This window comes from Edwardsiella tarda ATCC 15947 = NBRC 105688 (genome assembly GCF_003113495.2).
Lineage (GTDB): Bacteria > Pseudomonadota > Gammaproteobacteria > Enterobacterales > Enterobacteriaceae > Edwardsiella > Edwardsiella tarda.
On record NZ_CP084506.1, the window covers coordinates 3,144,560 to 3,162,197 of the forward strand.

19 protein-coding genes and 2 tRNA genes are annotated in these 17,638 nt (G+C 55.8%); 7 read left to right on the plus strand and 14 right to left on the minus strand.

Translation table 11 applies throughout. The features are described from left to right. Positions 1-2 precede the first annotated feature (2 nt). The 8 genes from rimP to rlmE form a co-directional block, all read right to left on the minus strand. Entirely contained in the window at positions 3-455 is a 453-nt protein-coding gene (gene rimP / locus DCL27_RS14575; RefSeq protein WP_005295942.1) for a ribosome maturation factor RimP, read from the minus strand. 215 nt (positions 456-670) lie between these two features. Then, a tRNA-Met gene (locus DCL27_RS14580) sits at positions 671-747 on the minus strand. Positions 748-803: 56 nt separating this feature from the next. Beyond that, positions 804-890: transfer RNA gene (locus DCL27_RS14585), tRNA-Leu, on the minus strand. A 53-nt stretch (positions 891-943) separates the two neighbouring features. Next, positions 944-1,279 carry a preprotein translocase subunit SecG gene (gene secG / locus DCL27_RS14590; RefSeq protein ID WP_005295945.1) on the minus strand — a complete coding sequence of 112 codons (336 nt, stop codon included), beginning with the start codon at positions 1,277-1,279 and terminating at the stop codon, positions 944-946. A gap of 195 nt (positions 1,280-1,474) precedes the next feature. Next, positions 1,475-2,812 carry a phosphoglucosamine mutase gene (gene glmM, locus DCL27_RS14595; RefSeq protein WP_005281333.1) on the minus strand — a complete coding sequence of 446 codons (1,338 nt, stop codon included), beginning with the start codon at positions 2,810-2,812 and terminating at the stop codon, positions 1,475-1,477. Between the two features lie 6 nt (positions 2,813-2,818). Beyond that, positions 2,819-3,652, minus strand: coding sequence for a dihydropteroate synthase (gene folP / locus DCL27_RS14600; RefSeq protein ID WP_035600553.1), 834 nt, complete (start codon positions 3,650-3,652; stop codon positions 2,819-2,821). 95 nt (positions 3,653-3,747) lie between these two features. Continuing rightward, positions 3,748-5,721, minus strand: coding sequence for an ATP-dependent zinc metalloprotease FtsH (gene ftsH / locus DCL27_RS14605; RefSeq protein WP_005281327.1), 1,974 nt, complete (start codon positions 5,719-5,721; stop codon positions 3,748-3,750). 56 nt (positions 5,722-5,777) lie between these two features. After that, positions 5,778-6,404, minus strand: a complete 627-nt coding sequence (gene rlmE / locus DCL27_RS14610) for a 23S rRNA (uridine(2552)-2'-O)-methyltransferase RlmE (RefSeq protein WP_005281325.1) — start codon at positions 6,402-6,404, stop codon at positions 5,778-5,780. A 130-nt stretch (positions 6,405-6,534) separates the two neighbouring features. Here rlmE and yhbY point away from each other — a divergent pair, with 130 nt between their 5' ends. Then, the gene (gene yhbY / locus DCL27_RS14615; RefSeq protein ID WP_005281323.1) at positions 6,535-6,828 is read left to right on the plus strand and encodes a ribosome assembly RNA-binding protein YhbY; all 294 of its coding nucleotides are present in this window, start codon (positions 6,535-6,537) and stop codon (positions 6,826-6,828) included. 145 nt (positions 6,829-6,973) lie between these two features. On the opposite strand, the gene greA is transcribed toward yhbY, so the two are convergent. Next, positions 6,974-7,450 carry a transcription elongation factor GreA gene (gene greA, locus DCL27_RS14620; RefSeq protein ID WP_005295955.1) on the minus strand — a complete coding sequence of 159 codons (477 nt, stop codon included), beginning with the start codon at positions 7,448-7,450 and terminating at the stop codon, positions 6,974-6,976. 248 nt (positions 7,451-7,698) lie between these two features. On the opposite strand from greA, the gene dacB reads away from it, so the two are divergent. The 3 genes from dacB to pmrB are packed head-to-tail and all read left to right on the plus strand — an operon-like array spanning position 7,699 to position 10,871. After that, positions 7,699-9,132 carry a serine-type D-Ala-D-Ala carboxypeptidase gene (gene dacB / locus DCL27_RS14625; protein ID WP_035600550.1) on the plus strand — a complete coding sequence of 478 codons (1,434 nt, stop codon included), beginning with the start codon at positions 7,699-7,701 and terminating at the stop codon, positions 9,130-9,132. A gap of 9 nt (positions 9,133-9,141) precedes the next feature. Further along, positions 9,142-9,804, plus strand: coding sequence for a two-component system response regulator PmrA (pmrA, locus tag DCL27_RS14630; RefSeq protein ID WP_005281315.1), 663 nt, complete (start codon positions 9,142-9,144; stop codon positions 9,802-9,804). Next, on the plus strand, positions 9,801-10,871 hold the full coding sequence (gene pmrB / locus DCL27_RS14635; protein ID WP_005281313.1) for a two-component system sensor histidine kinase PmrB: 1,071 nt from the start codon (positions 9,801-9,803) through the stop codon (positions 10,869-10,871). Before pmrA ends, pmrB begins: the two co-directional genes overlap by 4 nt. Before the next feature lie 121 nt (positions 10,872-10,992). Here pmrB and cgtA read toward each other — a convergent pair whose 3' ends face one another. The 4 genes from cgtA to rplU all read right to left on the minus strand — a co-directional run bounded on the left by cgtA (position 10,993) and on the right by rplU (position 13,827). Next, a complete protein-coding gene (gene cgtA, locus DCL27_RS14640) occupies positions 10,993-12,168 on the minus strand; it encodes an Obg family GTPase CgtA (RefSeq protein WP_005281310.1) in 1,176 nt (391 codons plus the stop codon). A gap of 48 nt (positions 12,169-12,216) precedes the next feature. Beyond that, complete coding sequence (locus tag DCL27_RS14645) at positions 12,217-13,152, minus strand: DMT family transporter (protein ID WP_035594156.1); 936 nt, start codon at positions 13,150-13,152, stop codon at positions 12,217-12,219. Between the two features lie 87 nt (positions 13,153-13,239). Next, a complete protein-coding gene (gene rpmA, locus DCL27_RS14650) occupies positions 13,240-13,497 on the minus strand; it encodes a 50S ribosomal protein L27 (RefSeq protein ID WP_005281305.1) in 258 nt (85 codons plus the stop codon). Between the two features lie 18 nt (positions 13,498-13,515). Then, the gene (gene rplU, locus DCL27_RS14655) at positions 13,516-13,827 is read right to left on the minus strand and encodes a 50S ribosomal protein L21 (protein ID WP_005281302.1); all 312 of its coding nucleotides are present in this window, start codon (positions 13,825-13,827) and stop codon (positions 13,516-13,518) included. Between the two features lie 259 nt (positions 13,828-14,086). Here rplU and ispB point away from each other — a divergent pair, with 259 nt between their 5' ends. Both ispB and DCL27_RS14665 read left to right on the plus strand, forming a co-directional pair. After that, positions 14,087-15,058, plus strand: a complete 972-nt coding sequence (gene ispB, locus DCL27_RS14660) for an octaprenyl diphosphate synthase (RefSeq protein WP_005281299.1) — start codon at positions 14,087-14,089, stop codon at positions 15,056-15,058. A 201-nt stretch (positions 15,059-15,259) separates the two neighbouring features. Further along, a complete protein-coding gene (locus tag DCL27_RS14665; protein ID WP_005281296.1) occupies positions 15,260-15,544 on the plus strand; it encodes a helix-turn-helix domain-containing protein in 285 nt (94 codons plus the stop codon). 59 nt (positions 15,545-15,603) lie between these two features. Here the strand turns inward: DCL27_RS14665 and mdh are convergent, their stop codons facing one another. Further along, a complete protein-coding gene (gene mdh, locus DCL27_RS14670; protein WP_005281293.1) occupies positions 15,604-16,542 on the minus strand; it encodes a malate dehydrogenase in 939 nt (312 codons plus the stop codon). Between the two features lie 455 nt (positions 16,543-16,997). On the opposite strand from mdh, the gene argR reads away from it, so the two are divergent. Then, the gene (gene argR, locus DCL27_RS14675) at positions 16,998-17,468 is read left to right on the plus strand and encodes a transcriptional regulator ArgR (RefSeq protein ID WP_005281290.1); all 471 of its coding nucleotides are present in this window, start codon (positions 16,998-17,000) and stop codon (positions 17,466-17,468) included. Positions 17,469-17,638 lie beyond the last annotated feature (170 nt).

The window sequence follows — 17,638 nt, forward strand, 5'->3', positions numbered from 1 at the left end:
CGTTAAAAGTGGGGTACCAGGTTCGCTTTCTGGACATTGCTCAGCGCGAACACTTCATCTTTGCCATCAACCGTGACCGTAATCATCTCGCCGTCTACCGCCTTGATGACACCCTGCCACTTGCGACGATTCTGCATCGCCATCCGCAATACCAGCGTCACTTCCTCATTCAGAAAACGGGTGTAATGTTCGGCGGTAAACAACGGGCGATCCATCCCCGGCGAGGAGACTTCCAGGTTATAGGCGACTGAAATCGGATCCTCTACGTCAAGAACGGCGCTGACCTGGTGGCTAACATCAGCACAATCATCAACAGTGATACCTTCTTCACTATCGATATAGATTCGCAGCGTTGAATGGCGGCCACGGATGAACTCAATCCCGACCAGCTCGAAGCCCAGGGCTTCGACCGGCGCCGTAATCATCTCTGTTAATTTTTGCTCTAATGTGGACAAGCCCACCCCCAAGACATAAAAAAAGGGCCTTATAGCCCAGTGATTCTGTTGTCAGATAACAAAAAACCCCGAATAATCGGGGCTTTATGCAACTGGACCCTATATACCGCCAAGCGGGATTCGAAGCCAGTCTCGCAAGTATATTTTTCAAATGATACTTCGCGGCCCGAGGCTCTGCGTTAACAGTATATTTGAAAATAGATACTGAAGGAAATTGGTTGCGGGGGCCGGATTTGAACCGACGACCTTCGGGTTATGAGCCCGACGAGCTACCAGGCTGCTCCACCCCGCGTCCGAATCGTGGCGAATTCTACTCTAACAGCGTAGAAAAAACAACATATCTAGGATTGGTACCGAGGACGGGACTTGAACCCGTAAGCCCTATTGGGCACTACCACCTCAAGGTAGCGTGTCTACCAATTCCACCACCTCGGCATTTAGGTACCATGACGCCAGACGCATCATGGCAAAACTCACTGCGGGAACGATCAGTTCGGGATATCGCTGCTCGGCGTAGCCGGTGCGGCCGGTTTAGCCGGCTGTTCAGTCTTTACAGGCTGACCCAGGTTGTCCCACTCACTGCCTTGCTTATTCTGATGACCGCTCAGGTTGCCCAACACCAGGCTCAGCACGAAAAACAGCGTCGCCAGGATGCCCGTCGTACGGGTCATAAAGTTGCCGCTACCGCTGGAACCAAACAGCGTCGCCGAGGCGCCTGCGCCGAATGAAGCGCCCATGTCAGCACCTTTACCCTGCTGCAACATGATCAGGGCGATCAACGCCACAGAGATCAGCAGGAAAATTACCAAAAGAGCTTCATACATAGTCGTACCTGATTCCTTGCGGCCCATCCGCAGTCAAAAGCTTCCATCGAACCCATGGATAAAACATCCACTGAAGCGGGTGTGAATACTACCCAATGCCGTTAGAGGGCGCAAGGGTAAATTTTCCTCGCCGATGCGATTGGCGGAAAAAGCGGCAAAAGGTGCGCCTGATGCCGTTTTTTCCGCCACAGGTCGTCAGCCGACCGCCTTCACCGCCGCCGCGATGCTCTCGGCTAAACGCGTCACCTGCGCCAGCTCCTCGCCCTCGACCATCACGCGGATCAACGGCTCGGTGCCAGACTTACGCAGCAATACCCGCCCCCGACCGGCCAGTTGTTGTTCAACCTCGACACAGGCCTGTTGCACCGCGGCATCCTGCAAGGGATCGTTTTGCCCGGCAAAGCGCACATTGACTAACACCTGCGGCAGCAGGGTCATACCGCTGCACAGATCCGCCAGACTCATGTGATTGCGCGCCATCGCCGCCAACACTTGCAGGCCCGCGACGATACCATCCCCGGTCGTCGTCTGATCCAGAATGATAACATGGCCGGAATTCTCCGCGCCCATGCGCCATCCCTTCTCTTGCAGGGTCTCCAACACATAACGGTCGCCCACCTTGGCCCGCGCAAAGGGGATACCCAGCTGTTTCAATGCCAGTTCCAATCCCATGTTGCTCATCAAGGTGCCCACCACGCCGCCATGCAATTTACCCTGGCGCAGCGCCTCGCGCGCCACGATATACAGGATCTGATCGCCGTCGACCTTGTTACCCTGATGATCGACCATGATCAGACGATCACCGTCACCGTCAAAGGCCATCCCTAAATCCGCCTGCTCGGCGACGACACGCGCCTGCAGGGCACGGACATCCGTCGCCCCGCACTCTTTATTGATGTTCATCCCGTCCGGCGAGGTGCCGATGGTGATCACCTCCGCTCCCAGCTCACGCAGCACATTCGGTGCAATGTGGTAGGTCGCACCGTTGGCGCAGTCGGCGACGATCTTCAATCCGTTCAGGCTCAAGGCGTTCGGGAAGGTGCTCTTACAGAATTCAATGTAACGACCGGCCGCATCTACGATACGACTGGCCTTACCCAACTCCGCCGATTCGACACAGGTCAGCGGCTTCTCTAACTCGGCCTCGATCGCCGCCTCGACCTCGTCCGGCAACTTGGTACCGTCGATGGAGAAGAACTTAATCCCATTATCATAGTAAGGGTTATGGGAGGCGGAGATGACGATGCCTGCCTCGGCGCGGAAGGTACGCGTCAGGTAGGCGATGGCTGGCGTCGGCATCGGCCCGGTGAAGGCGGCCGAGAGACCGGCCGCCGCCAGCCCTGCCTCAAGCGCCGACTCCAGCATATAACCGGAGATACGCGTATCTTTACCGATGATGATCTTGCGTGAGCCATGACGCGCTAAGACCTTGCCTGCCGCCCAACCCAACTTGAGCACAAAGTCAGGAGTTATCGGATTACTGCCCACCTTGCCACGAATGCCATCGGTACCAAAATATTTACGTTCACTCATTTGCTTTTATTCCTTCGCTGAAAGTGTGGCTTCCACCACGCGCATGGCGTCGACGGTCTCACGCACATCGTGCACACGGATAATCTGCGCTCCCTGCATCGCGGCAATCACGGCGCACGCGACGCTGCCGGCAATCCGCTGGGACGGAGGCACATTCAATAATTGCCCGATCATCGACTTGCGGGACATCCCCACTAAGAGTGGCAAACCGTGGTGGTGAAAGTGCGCCAGGTGAGCCAGAAGGCGGTAATTATGCGTCAAGTTCTTGCCGAAGCCAAAACCGGGATCGAGGATCAGGCGTTCGCGCGCGATCCCCCCGGCCACGCAGCGCGCGATCTGAGCCGTAAGGTAGGCGTCAACTTCCGCCACCACGTCGTCATACTGTGGGCTCTGTTGCATGCTCTTCGGCTCCCCCTGCATATGCATCAGGCAGACCGGTAGCCCACTCTCGGCCGCCGCCGCCAAGGCTCCCGGCTCACTCAGCGAACGGATGTCATTGATCATGTCGGCTCCCGCGGCGCTACAAGCGCGGATCACGGCGGCCTTCGAGGTGTCAACGGAAACCCAAACTTCGAAGCGCTGCGTCAACGCCTCGACGACCGGCACCACCCGCGCCAGCTCCTCCTCCGTACTCACCTCGGCGGCACCGGGACGCGTCGACTCACCGCCGACATCGATAATGGTGGCGCCCGCCATGATCATCGACTCGGCGTGGCGCAATGCGGCATCCAACACATTATGACGCCCACCGTCGGAGAAGGAGTCGGGGGTAACATTCAAGATCCCCATCACCTGGGGATAATTGAGATTGAGGGTAAGATCGCGAGACCTGAGCAGCATCGGCAACACCTTTGGCAAAGAAAAATCAGAGAGGATATTGGAACGCAAAAAAAAACCCCGGGCAAGCCGGGGTTGTTGCGTAGCGGTATGCGGAATTACTTCTCGCCACCGTTATGTTGATCGCGATCGTCGTCGCTGCGTACCGTGCTGTTATCTTCCGCGGGCGTCGTCGGCTCTGCCGGGGCCGCCGTCGGCTGAGGTTGTGCCTGCGCTGCAGGTTGCTGAGCCTGAGCCTGGCGGTTAGCCTGCTCATCCAACCAGCCTGCCGGTGGGCGAACCTCACGGCGCGCCATCAGATCATCGACCTGCGGTGCATCGATGGTCTCATACTTCATCAACGCATCCTTCATGGCATGCATGATATCCATATTATCGACCAGCAACTGCCGAGCACGTTGGTAGTTACGTTCGATCAGCGCCTTGACCTCTTGGTCGATGATACGCGCCGTCTCGTCGGACATGTGCTTGCTCTTAGCGACAGAGCGGCCGAGGAAGACCTCGCCCTCCTCTTCGGCATACAGCAACGGCCCCAACTTCTCGGAGAAGCCCCACTGAGTCACCATGTTACGGGCAATGGTGGTCGCCTGCTTGATATCCTGTGATGCCCCGGTAGAGACATTCTCGGTACCGTAAATCAGCTCTTCGGCCAGACGACCGCCGTAGGCGACAGAGATCATGCTTTCCAGCTTCTGACGGCTGTAGCTGATGGAGTCACCCTGCGGCAGGAAAAAGGTCACGCCCAATGCACGGCCGCGCGGAATAATCGTCACCTTATGCACCGGATCATGCTCCGGGACCAAACGACCGATGATCGCATGCCCGGCTTCATGGTAGGCCGTTGACTCTTTTTGCGCCTCGGTCATCACCATGGAACGGCGCTCAGCCCCCATCATGATCTTATCTTTGGCCTTTTCGAACTCGACCATCGAGACGACACGCTTGTTGTTACGTGCAGCGAACAACGCCGCCTCGTTAACCAGGTTAGCCAGATCGGCACCGGAGAAGCCCGGCGTACCACGCGCGATCACCGAAGCATCGATATCCGTTGCCAACGGGACTCGGCGCATATGCACCTTCAGGATCTGCTCACGACCACGCACATCCGGCAAACCAACCACGACCTGACGGTCGAAACGACCGGGACGCAGCAGCGCCGGGTCCAGCACGTCTGGACGGTTAGTGGCGGCGATAACGATGATGCCTTCATTGCCTTCGAAGCCATCCATCTCGACCAGCATCTGGTTCAGGGTCTGCTCACGTTCATCGTGACCGCCGCCCAAACCTGCGCCACGCTGACGGCCCACGGCATCGATCTCATCGATAAAGATGATGCACGGTGCCGCCTTCTTAGCCTGCTCGAACATGTCACGTACACGAGAGGCACCGACGCCGACAAACATCTCGACAAAGTCAGAACCAGAAATCGTGAAAAAGGGTACCTTCGCCTCACCGGCGATCGCCTTGGCCAGCAAGGTCTTACCGGTCCCCGGCGGCCCCACCATCAGGATACCTTTGGGGATCTTGCCGCCTAACTTCTGGAAACGGCTCGGATCACGTAGGTACTCTACCAACTCGCCGACCTCTTCTTTGGCCTCATCGCAACCGGCCACATCGGCAAAGGTGGTTTTGATCTGATCTTCCGTCAACATGCGCGCCTTACTCTTACCGAACGACATGGCGCCTTTCCCGCCGCCGCCCTGCATTTGGCGCATAAAGAAGATCCAGACACCGATCAGCAACAGCATCGGGAACCAAGAGATAAAGATCGACGTCAGCAGGCTCGGCTCTTCCGGCGGCTCACCGATCACTTTTACATTCTTGGTTAACAGAGAATCCAACAGTTTCGGATCATTAATCGGAATGTAGGTGGTATAACGATTACCATCCTTCTTGGTAACGTTGATCGCACGCCCATCAATGCTGACCTGGCGCACCTGATCCTGGTTAACCTCGGTCAGGAACGTCGAGTAGTCCACCCTGCGGCTATTTGATTCGCTGGGCCCAAAGCTCTGGAAAACCGACATCAGCACTACCGCGATGACCAGCCAGAGAATTAGGTTTTTCGCCATGTCACTCAAGGGATTAACCTCTTTTTACAACTGTGTTAACAAACAGCGTTAGGGTACTACAGTTTCCGCCCTGTCGCTACGATGTACACTTCGCGCGAACGCGCACGCGAAGCTTCAGGCTTACGAATCTTCACCTTCGTAAACAGGGAGCGGATCTGGCCCAGATACTCGTCAAATCCCTCTCCCTGAAAGACCTTCACCACAAAACTACCACCGGGTGCCAGAACATCTTTGGCCATTTCCAACGCCAATTCAACCAGATACATGGCACGCGGAATATCTACGGAAGGGGTGCCGCTCATATTGGGTGCCATATCAGACATCACCACCTGCACCTTGGCATCACCCACTCGCTCCATCAGCGCCGCCAGCACCAATTCATCACGAAAATCGCCCTGGAGGAAATCGACGCCAACGATAGGATCCATAGGTAAAAGATCGCACGCAATCACCCGACCTTTATCGCCGATTTGTGTGACCACATACTGTGACCATCCCCCGGGCGCGGCGCCCAAATCCACCACGGTCATACCCGGCCGAAAGATCTTATCTGTCCCCTGGATCTCGTCCAGTTTAAACCAGGCACGCGAACGTAGCCCCTTTTTCTGTGCTTGTTGCACATATTTATCGCTAAAATGTTCCTGTAACCAGCGACTCGAACTGGCTGAACGTTTTTTACCCATCTTTAATACTCACTAAATTACAGGTTCATCTGCTTTGAAAACACCACAACGGCGCAAGACCGATTTGGTGATAATGCTGAGATGGCGCTAGAATGTACCGTTTTCAATCCCAACCTAAGCAAAAAAGACGATGAATCTGACTAACAAGCAAAAACAGCACCTGAAAAGCTTGGCCCATTCGCTGAAGCCTGTTGTGCAACTCGGCGCGAACGGCCTTACTGAAGGGGTGCTCGCAGAAATTGAACAGGCGCTGGCGCACCATGAGCTGATCAAGGTAAAGATCGCCGCTGAAGAGCGCGAAACCAAAACCCTGATCGCCGACGCCATCGTCCGTGAAACCGGTGCGTGTAACGTGCAACTGATCGGTAACGTCTTGGTGATTTACCGCCCAAGCGAAGAGCGTAAGATCAGTTTACCGCGTTAATCTCTTTTCGTATAAAGAAAAGATATAACACAGAAAGCCGTGCTTTCTCAGCATATAGCAAAGGCCGCAACGCGGCCTTTTCCTATCTTTACACTGGGCGCCGTTCCGCGATGCCACACAGCGTCACGTCACACGCGAGCAAGGCCTAGAGGTACTCGACCTTCAGGATTTCGTATTCGACCTCGCCACCCGGCGTTTTGATCGTCACAACCTCACCCTCTTCCTTCCCGATCAAGCCACGTGCGATCGGTGAATTGACTGAAATCAGATTGTGTTTGAAGTCCGCCTCATCATCACCCACGATGCGATAGGTTTGCTGATCTTCCGTATCCACGTTTTCCACGCTAACGGTCGCACCGAAGATCACCCGCCCATTGTTTGGCATCTTAGTGACATCGATCACCTGCGCATTGGAGAGTTTCGCCTCGATCTCCTGAATACGCCCTTCACAAAACCCTTGCTGTTCACGCGCCGCGTGATACTCCGCATTCTCTTTCAGATCGCCGTGCTCGCGTGCCTCTGCGATCGCCGCAATGATCTGCGGACGGCGAGTCCCTTTCAAAAAATCTAACTCTTCACGCAGTTTCTCTGCACCGCGCAACGTCATCGGAATCTGATTCATTGTTTTAGTCACCTCGAAATCTGCTTTACCGGCGCCCGCCTCCGGCGGTCTTATCCCCCACCGTTCGGCTCGACGCCACACAAAATAAACCTGGCCAGAAACAAGATCCCGGTCAGGCACAATTCTGTCTTTTGCCGGCCATTCTAGCCTAGAGTCGGCGAAGTATCATCGTTTACTTTGACCCGCATTGCGCCTTAGTATGGCAGGCACGTTACACATCACCCTCAACTATCGGCTTCCTTGGGACTATGCGATTTTCACGATTACTGAGCGGACTGGCCTGTATGCTGGCGTTTAGCAGCCAAGCGACTCCAGTGCAGGACTATACCCAATACCTGCCCGATGGCACGAATCTGGCGCTGCTGGTGCAAAAAGTCGGCGCCACGACGCCGGCCATCGATTATCACGGGCAACAGATGGCATTGCCGGCCAGTACCCAGAAGGTGATTACCGGCTTGGTCGCCTTGCTGCAACTGGGGCCAGACTTCCGCTTCACCACCACGTTCGAGAGTCGGGGGCAAATCAGCGACGGCACCCTTAACGGCGATCTGGTCGTCCGTTTCGATGGCGATCCGACCCTACGCCGCCAACAGATCCGCAATATGGTCGCCGCCCTCAAGAAACAGGGAGTTGAGCGGATCCGGGGCGATATCTTTATCGATACCTCGGTGTTTGCGAGTCACGATAAGGCACCGGGTTGGCCGTGGAACGACCTGACCCAATGCTTTAGCGCGCCGCCCGCCGCCGCCATCGTCGATCGGAACTGCTTCTCCGTCTCGCTCTATAGCGCGCCGAAGGCGGGCGAGCGGGCGTTTATCCGCGTCGCCTCCTACTACCCGGTCCACATGTTCAGCGAGGTCAAAACCCTCGCGCGTGGCTCCGCCGAGGCGCAGTATTGCGAGCTGGATGTCGTCCCCGGGGAGCTGAACCGTTATACCCTGACCGGCTGCCTGACCCAGCGCGCCGACCCGCTACCGTTAGCCTTCGCCGTACAGGATGGCGCGGCCTATGCCGGTGCAATCGTCAAGGCAGAGTTGCAACAAGCTAACATCGATATCAGCGGCCATCTACGGCGCGAAACCCAGGTGACGCCGCAGGGGACCATCCTGGCACAAACCCAGTCGGCTCCGCTGCATGATCTGCTGCGCATCATGCTAAAAAAATCGGACAACATGATTGCCGATACCGTCTTCCGCACCATCGGTCACAGCTATTTCGGCGTGCCGGGAACCTGGCGGGCCGGATCGGATGCGGTGCGTCAAATCTTACGCAAGAAGGCAGGGATCAATCTGGGCAACTCCGTCGTGGTCGACGGGTCGGGCCTGTCACGCCATAACCTGATTTCCCCAGCCACCATGATGGAAGTCCTGCAATACATTGCGCAAAATGATAACCAACTAAACTTCATCAGCATGCTGCCACTGGCCGGCTACGATGGCACGCTGCAATACCGTGGCGGGCTGCATGAGGCGGGTGTGGATGGCAAGGTGTCGGCTAAGACCGGATCGTTGCAGGGGGTCTATAACCTCGCTGGCTTTATCACCACCGCCAGTGGCCAACGTATGGCCTTCGTCCAGTATCTGTCGGGCTATGCCGTCCCCCCCCAAGATCAACGTACCCGTCGTCAGCCACTGGTGCGCTTCGAGAGTCGACTATACCGTGACATCTACCGTAATAACTGACGGGGCCGTATGAAGATCCTGATCGTCGAAGACGACACGTTGATCCAGCAAGGGTTGGCGCAAGCGATGGGGCGAGAAAACTATGCCTGCGACTGCGCCGGCAGCGCCGCCGAGGCCAACGGGCTATTGCAGAGCGGGCAATACAGCTTGATTATCCTCGATCTCGGACTACCCGATATGGATGGCGGCAGTGCGCTACGTCAGTGGCGCCGCGATGGGATTGCTACCCCGGTCTTAATCCTAACGGCGCGTGATACCGTCGGTGAACGGGTCGCAGGCTTGGATGCCGGTGCCGATGACTACCTGGTTAAACCTTTCGCCCTGGCCGAGCTGCTGGCACGTACACGTGCCCTGATCCGCCGGATGCAAGGGCTGTGCGACAATATCCTCCAGGTCGATAACATTCGCCTCGATCTCTCCAACCATCAGGTCAGCTGTAATAACCAAGCCTTGGAGGTTACCCCCAAGGAGTTCACTATCCTAGCCCGCCTGATGACCCGCGCGGGACAAACCATCAGCCGTGAGGTTTTACAGCAAGATCTCTACTCCTGGCAGGACGAGCTCAGCTCCAATTCGCTGGAAGTACATATCCATAATCTACGGCGTAAGCTGGGGCGCGAACGGATCAAGACTCTGCGTGGGGTCGGCTATCGGCTGGAAAAGGCACCATGATCAGCATGCGGCGCAATCTGCTCATCATGTTGGCGCTGATCTTATTGATCACTCAGCTCGTCAGCGCATTATGGCTCTGGCACGAGAGCCGAGAGCAAATCAGTTTTCTGGTTAATGAAACCCTCAGCGCTAAGGCGCGTAATGCCCATGTCGACAAGGAGATCCGCGAGGCCATCGCGGCCCTACTGATCCCCTCGCTGGTGATGATGAGCATCACTCTGCTGGTCTCGGCACTGGCCGTCAGTTGGATCGTACGCCCGCTCAATCAGCTCCAGGCGCGTCTGGAGAAACGCTCGCCCAGCAACCTGACGCCCATCGACATCGACAGCAAGATGGTCGAAATCACTTCCGTTACCCGAACGCTCAACCATCTGTTCGCCCGCTTACAGCATACTCTGCGTCAGGAACGCCTCTTTACCGCAGATGCGGCTCACGAGCTGCGTACCCCATTAGCGGGTATACGCCTGCACTTGGAGTTGATGGAGCAGAATGGCGTCGCGCAGGCCGCGATGCTGGTGCAGCGCATCGATCAGCTGATGGCGACGGTAGAACAGCTGTTGATGCTGTCCCGTACGGGGCAAGACTTCGCTGGCGGCCACTATCCACGCTTAGATCTGATCGCCGACGTGATTCGGCCACAACAACACGCATTGCGGGAAATGCTCGCCCAACGCCGCCAGCGCTTGGTGCTGGAGATCCCCCCCCAGTTACCGATGCATGGCGATGCGATGCTATTGAGCCTCATGCTGCGCAACCTCGTGGAAAACGCCCATCGCTACAGCCCCGAACAGAGCGATATCGTGCTGCGGGTCGCCAGCGATCCCAGTGGACGCGACTGCACCCTCCAGGTGATCGACGGCGGGCCGGGGATCGACGAGTCACGCGCCAATGAACTCACCGAACCCTTCCACCGTTTGGATCGCCGCTTTGGCGGCAGCGGCTTAGGGCTGCATATCGTGGTACGCGTACTCCAGCTCCATAAGGGGCAACTCAGCTTACGTAATAATCGTCCCGGACCAGGACTCAATGCTCGTTGCCAACTACCACGCACCTTACAGGACTATTAGGCGACTCAACTCGCCATCACGCCACAGAGGCGCTCAGTTGGCCCCAGAGGGCGCCTCAACGCACCAGCCAAAATGACACAGGGCCGCCAGATGGCGACCCTGTCGGTAGGATGGTGGCGTATTAACGCTGGTAAATGATCTCGACGCCTTCGTCGTCGTCCTCATCCCAATCGTCATCCTCCTCTTCCCACTCGCTCTCGGCCTGTTCCAGCTGCTCACGATGGTAGTCATCCCACATGAACTCGGCTTTCTTGGCCTTCTCTTTCTCTTCGTCGGCCTCGGCCTCACGCGGGTGCGCCTCCAGGAAGTTCATCACATCCCAGCACAGGGCATTCACCCCTTCGCGGTTGGCTGCCGAAATCAGATAGTGCTCACCTTCCCAGCCCAGCGCATCGGCGATAGCCTGAGCGCGCGCCTTCGCCTCCTCCGGTGTCAGCAGGTCAGCCTTATTGAACACCAGCCAGCGCGGCTTCTGAGACAGCTTCTCGCTGTACTTCTCCAGCTCACCGATGATCACGCGGGCGTTTTCGACCGGATCGGACTCGTCGATCGGCGCGATATCGATCAGGTGCAACAACACGCGGCAGCGCTCCAAGTGGCGCAGGAAACGGATACCCAGACCGGCCCCTTCGGAAGCCCCTTCGATCAGCCCCGGGATATCCGCGACGACGAAGCTCTTCTCGCTATCCATGCGCACCACGCCTAGACTCGGTACCAAGGTCGTGAACGGATAGTCGGCGACCTTGGGCTTCGCGGCAGAGACGGCGCGAATGAAGGTCGATTTACCGGCGTTCGGCAGCCCCAGCATGCCGACATCCGCCAGCAGCAACAGCTCCAGATTCAGATCGCGCTTGTCCCCCGGCGTACCATTGGTCTTCTGGCGCGGCGTACGGTTGACCGATGACTTGAAGCGGGTGTTGCCCAAGCCATGCCAGCCTCCCTTGCCGACCAACAGCTTCTGCTGATGGCGCGTCATGTCGCCCAATACTTCGCCAGTATCGACATCGGTCACACGAGTACCGACCGGCACCTTGATCGTCACATCCTGGCCACGCTTCCCGGTGCAGTCACGACTCTGGCCATTCTGGCCGCGCTCGGCGCGGAAGGACTTCTCAAAACGATAGTCGATCAGGGTGTTCAGGTTCTCATCGGCCAGCAGGTATACGTCACCGCCGTCACCACCGTCACCGCCGTCCGGACCCCCTTTAGGGATATATTTCTCGCGACGGAAGCTGACGCAGCCATTGCCACCATCACCTGCTTCGATGTGGATCACGGCTTCATCTACAAATTTCATCTACTGTCTCCGTAAATCAGTGACCGAACCGCCCGCTGGCAGCCCGGTTTATCTGCGTTGGCGCGGCCACCAACGGTGACCTATCGCAGAAAACATGGCTCCGGCCACCACCACGACGGCGCCGATATAGCCCACCGCATTCAGCGAGGGCGCCATAAAAGTCGCTGGCCAGAGTAGCGCCAGAATGTCAGAAAACATCAGTGTAAACAGTGGAGTAAGCGTCACTATCGCCCCCACTTTCGCCACTTGCCAGCGCACCATCGCCTCGGCCAATGCGCCATAGCCAACCAGCGTGTTAACCCCGCAAAATAACAAACAGGCCAGTTGCCAGGTACTCAGTCGGTAAATCTGCTCGGGATGCGCCAATGGCCATAGGCAGATTGCACATAAAGCATACAACAGCCACAGGATCTGCTGCGAGGCCAGGCGACGCAATAGTATCTTCTGCGCGATGCCATAGCAGACCCAGACCCCGGCGGCGGCCATGCCAAGCAGCACGCCAAGGGTATAATCCGTCAGCCGAGTCAGAATCTCTGCCAGGCTGGTATTAAAGAATAAGATCAACCCAGCGATCAGCAAGGCGGCCCCGACGGCCTGCGCCGGTCGCATCCGCTCTTTCAGCACCAGTACGCTGGCAAACATCAAGCCGACCGGGGAAAGCTGCCCGATCACCTGCGAAGTGGTCGGGCTCAGATACTGTAACGAGGTGCTGAACAGAATAAAGTTGCCCAGCAACCCTGCCGTAGCGACCGTGAGCCATAATAACCAACGCCGCTGACGTAGCGAGGCTAACGGTGGCAGTTGACCGCGTAACCACAGCACACCACCCAGCCCGATGGCGGCCATGGTGAAGCGGTACCAGACAATGGTCTCGGGGGCCATATCAGGTAAAACCTGCTTCATGGCGATCGGCAACGCCCCCCAGAAAACAGCGGTGGTCAATGCCAACGCGATGCCTAAGGCCGCACTCTGCTTATTCTCCATGACCATCCCTGCCACCGTCTGTCTTTATAACGCAAAAAAGCCCCGCAAAGTATTGCGGGGCCTTACATCTTTCAGGACGCGAAAAACTTATTCAGCAACGATGCTGATAAATTTACGGTTTTTCGGGCCTTTAACTTCGAACTTAACTTTACCGTCAGCCAAAGCGAACAGAGTGTGGTCACGACCGCAACCAACGTTGTTACCAGCGTGGAACTTGGTACCGCGCTGACGAACGATGATGCTGCCTGCCAGAACTGATTCACCGCCAAAACGTTTTACGCCCAGGCGTTTGCTTTCGGAATCGCGACCGTTGCGACTGGAGCCGCCAGCCTTTTTATGTGCCATTAATCCGCTCTCCTAAAATTAAGCGCTGATACCAGTGATCTTCACATCAGTGAACCACTGACGGTGACCCTGCTGTTTACGATGATGCTTACGGCGACGGAACTTGACGATCTTCACCTTCTCGCCACGACCGTGAGCAACGACTTCAGCCTTAACTTTACCGCCAGCAACAAAAGGAACGCCAATCTTGATGTCTTCGCCGTTAGCGACCATCAAAATCTGGTCAAACTCAACAGTTTCACCAGTTGCGATGTCCAGCTTTTCCAAGCGAACGGTTTGACCTTCGCTTACTCGGTGTTGTTTACCACCACTTTGGAAAACCGCGTACATATAAAACTCCGCATTTCCGCACGCATGGCTCGTTGTCCAATACGCGCTATAAATATTCACAATAGGGCGCGAATTCTACGCAAAAATCATTCAGAAGACAAGGGTAGAATCAGGGGAAAAGAAGAAAAAAAACACAGTTCCCTCCCCGCCGTTTATCTAAATCATTTTTCAAGTACAATCATACTATAGTTGGCTGCCCATGGCAGCTTGGCAAAGGCTGCCACCTGGCGGGACATCCATACACAGTTGATATAAAACAATGAATTTAGAAAAAATTACTGAGTTAACCGCGCAGGATATGGCGGATGTTAACGCAAAAATTCTTCACCAGTTAAACTCGGACGTCACGCTCATCAACCAGCTTGGCTATTACATCATCAGCGGCGGCGGCAAGCGGATCCGTCCGATGATCGCGGTACTGGCGGCGCGTGCGCTCCACTACCAGGGGGATCGCCATGTTACCATCGCCGCCCTCATCGAATTCATCCATACCGCGACACTCCTGCACGATGATGTCGTCGATGAATCGGATATGCGACGGGGTAAAGCCACCGCTAACGCCGCCTTCGGTAATGCCGCCAGCGTACTGGTCGGCGACTTCATCTACACCCGAGCCTTTCAGATGATGACCAGCCTGCAATCACTACGCATCCTGGAGCTGATGTCCGCCGCGACCAATGTCATCGCCGAAGGCGAAGTCATGCAGCTGATGAACGTTAACGATCCGGATATCAGCGAAGAGAATTACATGCAGGTGATCTACAGCAAGACCGCTCGCCTGTTCGAAGCCGCCGCCCAATGCTCCGCTATCTTGGCTGGCGCCGATACACATCAGGAGCTCGCGCTACAGGATTATGGGCGCTATCTCGGTACCGCATTCCAACTGATCGATGATCTGCTCGATTACGATGCCGATGGGGCTACGCTCGGGAAGAATACCGGTGATGATCTCAACGAGGGCAAGCCGACACTGCCGCTATTGCATGCCATGCGTCACGGCTCTCCCGAGCGATCCGCCATGATCCGTCAGGCGATCGAGCAGGGCAATGGTCGCCATCTGCTGGATCCGGTGCTGGAGACCATGCAACAGGTGGGTTCACTGGACTATACCCGCCGTCGTGCCGAAGAAGAGGCAGACAAGGCCATCGCGGCATTAGCCGTGCTCGACGACTCTCCCTATAAGCAGGCATTGATCGGTCTCGCCAACTTATCCGTCAATAGAACATTCTAAAAAATTTCCAAAAAATGCACAGGCGCCCTTCGGCGCCTTTCTTTTTTCATGCTGCTCTGTATACAAAATCACAATTCTAACTTTCCATTAACTGCATAAGTTAGAAATTAATTGAAAAGAAAGCGTGGTTTTTAGATAGTGATAGTGCGTTTTTCAAACGCCGATACCATGAAGGTATGTCCAGTGATAAGGAAACCACCGATGAAAAAAACAATTCCGGAAGATTGGCACCCCGCCGAAATCATCGCCGCTCTGCATAAACGCAAACTGACGCTCACCCAAGTGTCACGCAATGCTGGCCTCTCCAGCTCCACCCTCGCCAACGCGTTGACGCGCGCCTGGCCCAAAGGTGAATGGTTGATCGCCGATGCGCTAGAAATCCATCCCAGCAAGATCTGGCCTAGCCGTTACTACGATCCCGTCACACACGAGCTGCTCGATCGTAAGAGCCTGATCCGCGATGTGCTGAGCAAACGAAAAACGTAATCCTCGACATAAAAAAACCGCAGGCGATGCCTGCGGTTTCGTCGCTGCATAAGTCAGATTTACTTATTGATAAAGTCTTCGCCTAACGCGATATCCTTACGCAACACATCCAACATGCTCTCCAATGCATGCTGTTCGAAGGCGCTCAGCGTACCGATGCTCAGGCGCTGTACCAAGCCCTCTTTACCCAGCAACAACGGCTGAGCGAAGAAACGGGCATACTCACCCTCACTCTCGACATAGCCGCATTCGACCACATTCTCGTCGCCCTGCATGGCGCGGACCAGGGAGAGCGCAAAACGTGCCGCCGCCTGACCCATCGCCAGCGTCGCCGATCCGCCACCGGCCTTGGCTTCCACGACTTCGGTGCCCGCGTTCTGAATACGCTTCGTCAGATCGGTCACTTCTTGCTCAGTGAGACTGACGCCCGGGATCTGAGACAGCAGCGGCAGAATGGTCACGCCGGAATGCCCGCCAATCACAGGAATATCGAGGGTCGCCGGATCCAGGTTCTTCAATTCGCCGACGAAGGTGTTAGAGCGAATGATATCCAGCGTGGTCACGCCGAATAGCTTACTCGGGTTGTAGACACCCGCCTTCTTCAATACTTCTGCCGCAATCGGCACCATGGTATTCACCGGGTTGGTGATGATACCGATACAGGCGTTCGGACAGGCGCGCGCCACCTGACTGATCAGATTACGAATAATGCCAGCATTAACGTTGAACAGATCGGAACGGTCCATCCCCGGTTTACGTGCCACACCAGCAGAGATCAAGACGATATCCGCCCCTTCCAGGGCAGGAGAGGCATCCTCACCACCGAAACCGCGCACCTTGACTGCCGTCGGAATATGGCTCAAATCGACAGCAACGCCCGGCGTTACCGACGCGATATCATAGAGAGAGAGTTCTGAACCTGAAGGCAGCTGTGTCTTAAGCAGAAGAGCGAGCGCCTGGCCAATGCCACCCGCCGCGCCGAGAACCGCAACTTTCATTCTATACTCCTTGTTACTATTTAAATGGAGAATGCCGTGAATGCACTGCTTAGCACCTTAGTTGATCACTCTATAAAAAACAATCTGTTAACACTCAGATTGCGAGCTGACACACTAATTCCATGCTCTGCTGCAATGTTTATGGGAAAAAGGGTTTAATGATGAAAGATATAGCAACAAATCGTCAGCGCGATCCTGCTGCTATCTCCTATTATTCACTCCAGCATTACATCCGTACGATAATTCACATTACAACAACATCATATTAATAACATTTCATTTACTTTTTCCGTGCGGTCGCTCTCTTTTTCCCTATTTCCCCTGGCACAGCGCCTTTAGGATTCGTCCACTTCGTGCTGAACTGCCAGTGATGACACGCTTACTTACAGACAAAATTGCATAAAAATTCAAAAATATGCATAATGATAGGGTCTATAGCTACCTTACGGTGAAGAATGCGAAACACGACGAAACAAGAAGACCTGACCAAGGCATTCAAGGCGCTGCTGAAAGAGGAAAAGTTCAGCTCTCAGGGCGAGATCGTCCAAGCGTTGCAAGAGTTAGGCTTCGATAGCATCAATCAGTCCAAAGTCTCGCGCATGTTGACCAAATTTGGCGCCGTACGGACGCGTAATGCCAAAATGGAGATGGTCTATTGCCTGCCAGCCGAGCTCGGGGTCCCCACCACCAGCAGCCCGCTGAAGAATCTGGTACTCGATGTCGATCATAACGACGCCATCGTAGTGATCCACACCAGTCCGGGCGCGGCCCAGTTGATCGCCCGCCTACTGGACTCACTGGGGAAATCTGAAGGTATCCTCGGTACCATCGCCGGTGACGACACCATCTTTACCACCCCGGCGAAAGGCTTCAGTGTTGAGCAACTCTACACGGCGATCTTAGCGTTATTCGAACAAGAGCTCTAAACGCGCACGCACGGCGTGATGCCGTGCCTCATGCGATGTGCACAACAAGCCCGCTCGTCGGGCTTTTTTACACCCGCCCCCTGCGCACTTCATCCTCTCCGCGATCTCACACCTTGTCAGCCTAGGTCACTAAACAGCGAACGCATTTTTAGCAAAAATCAATAATTCAT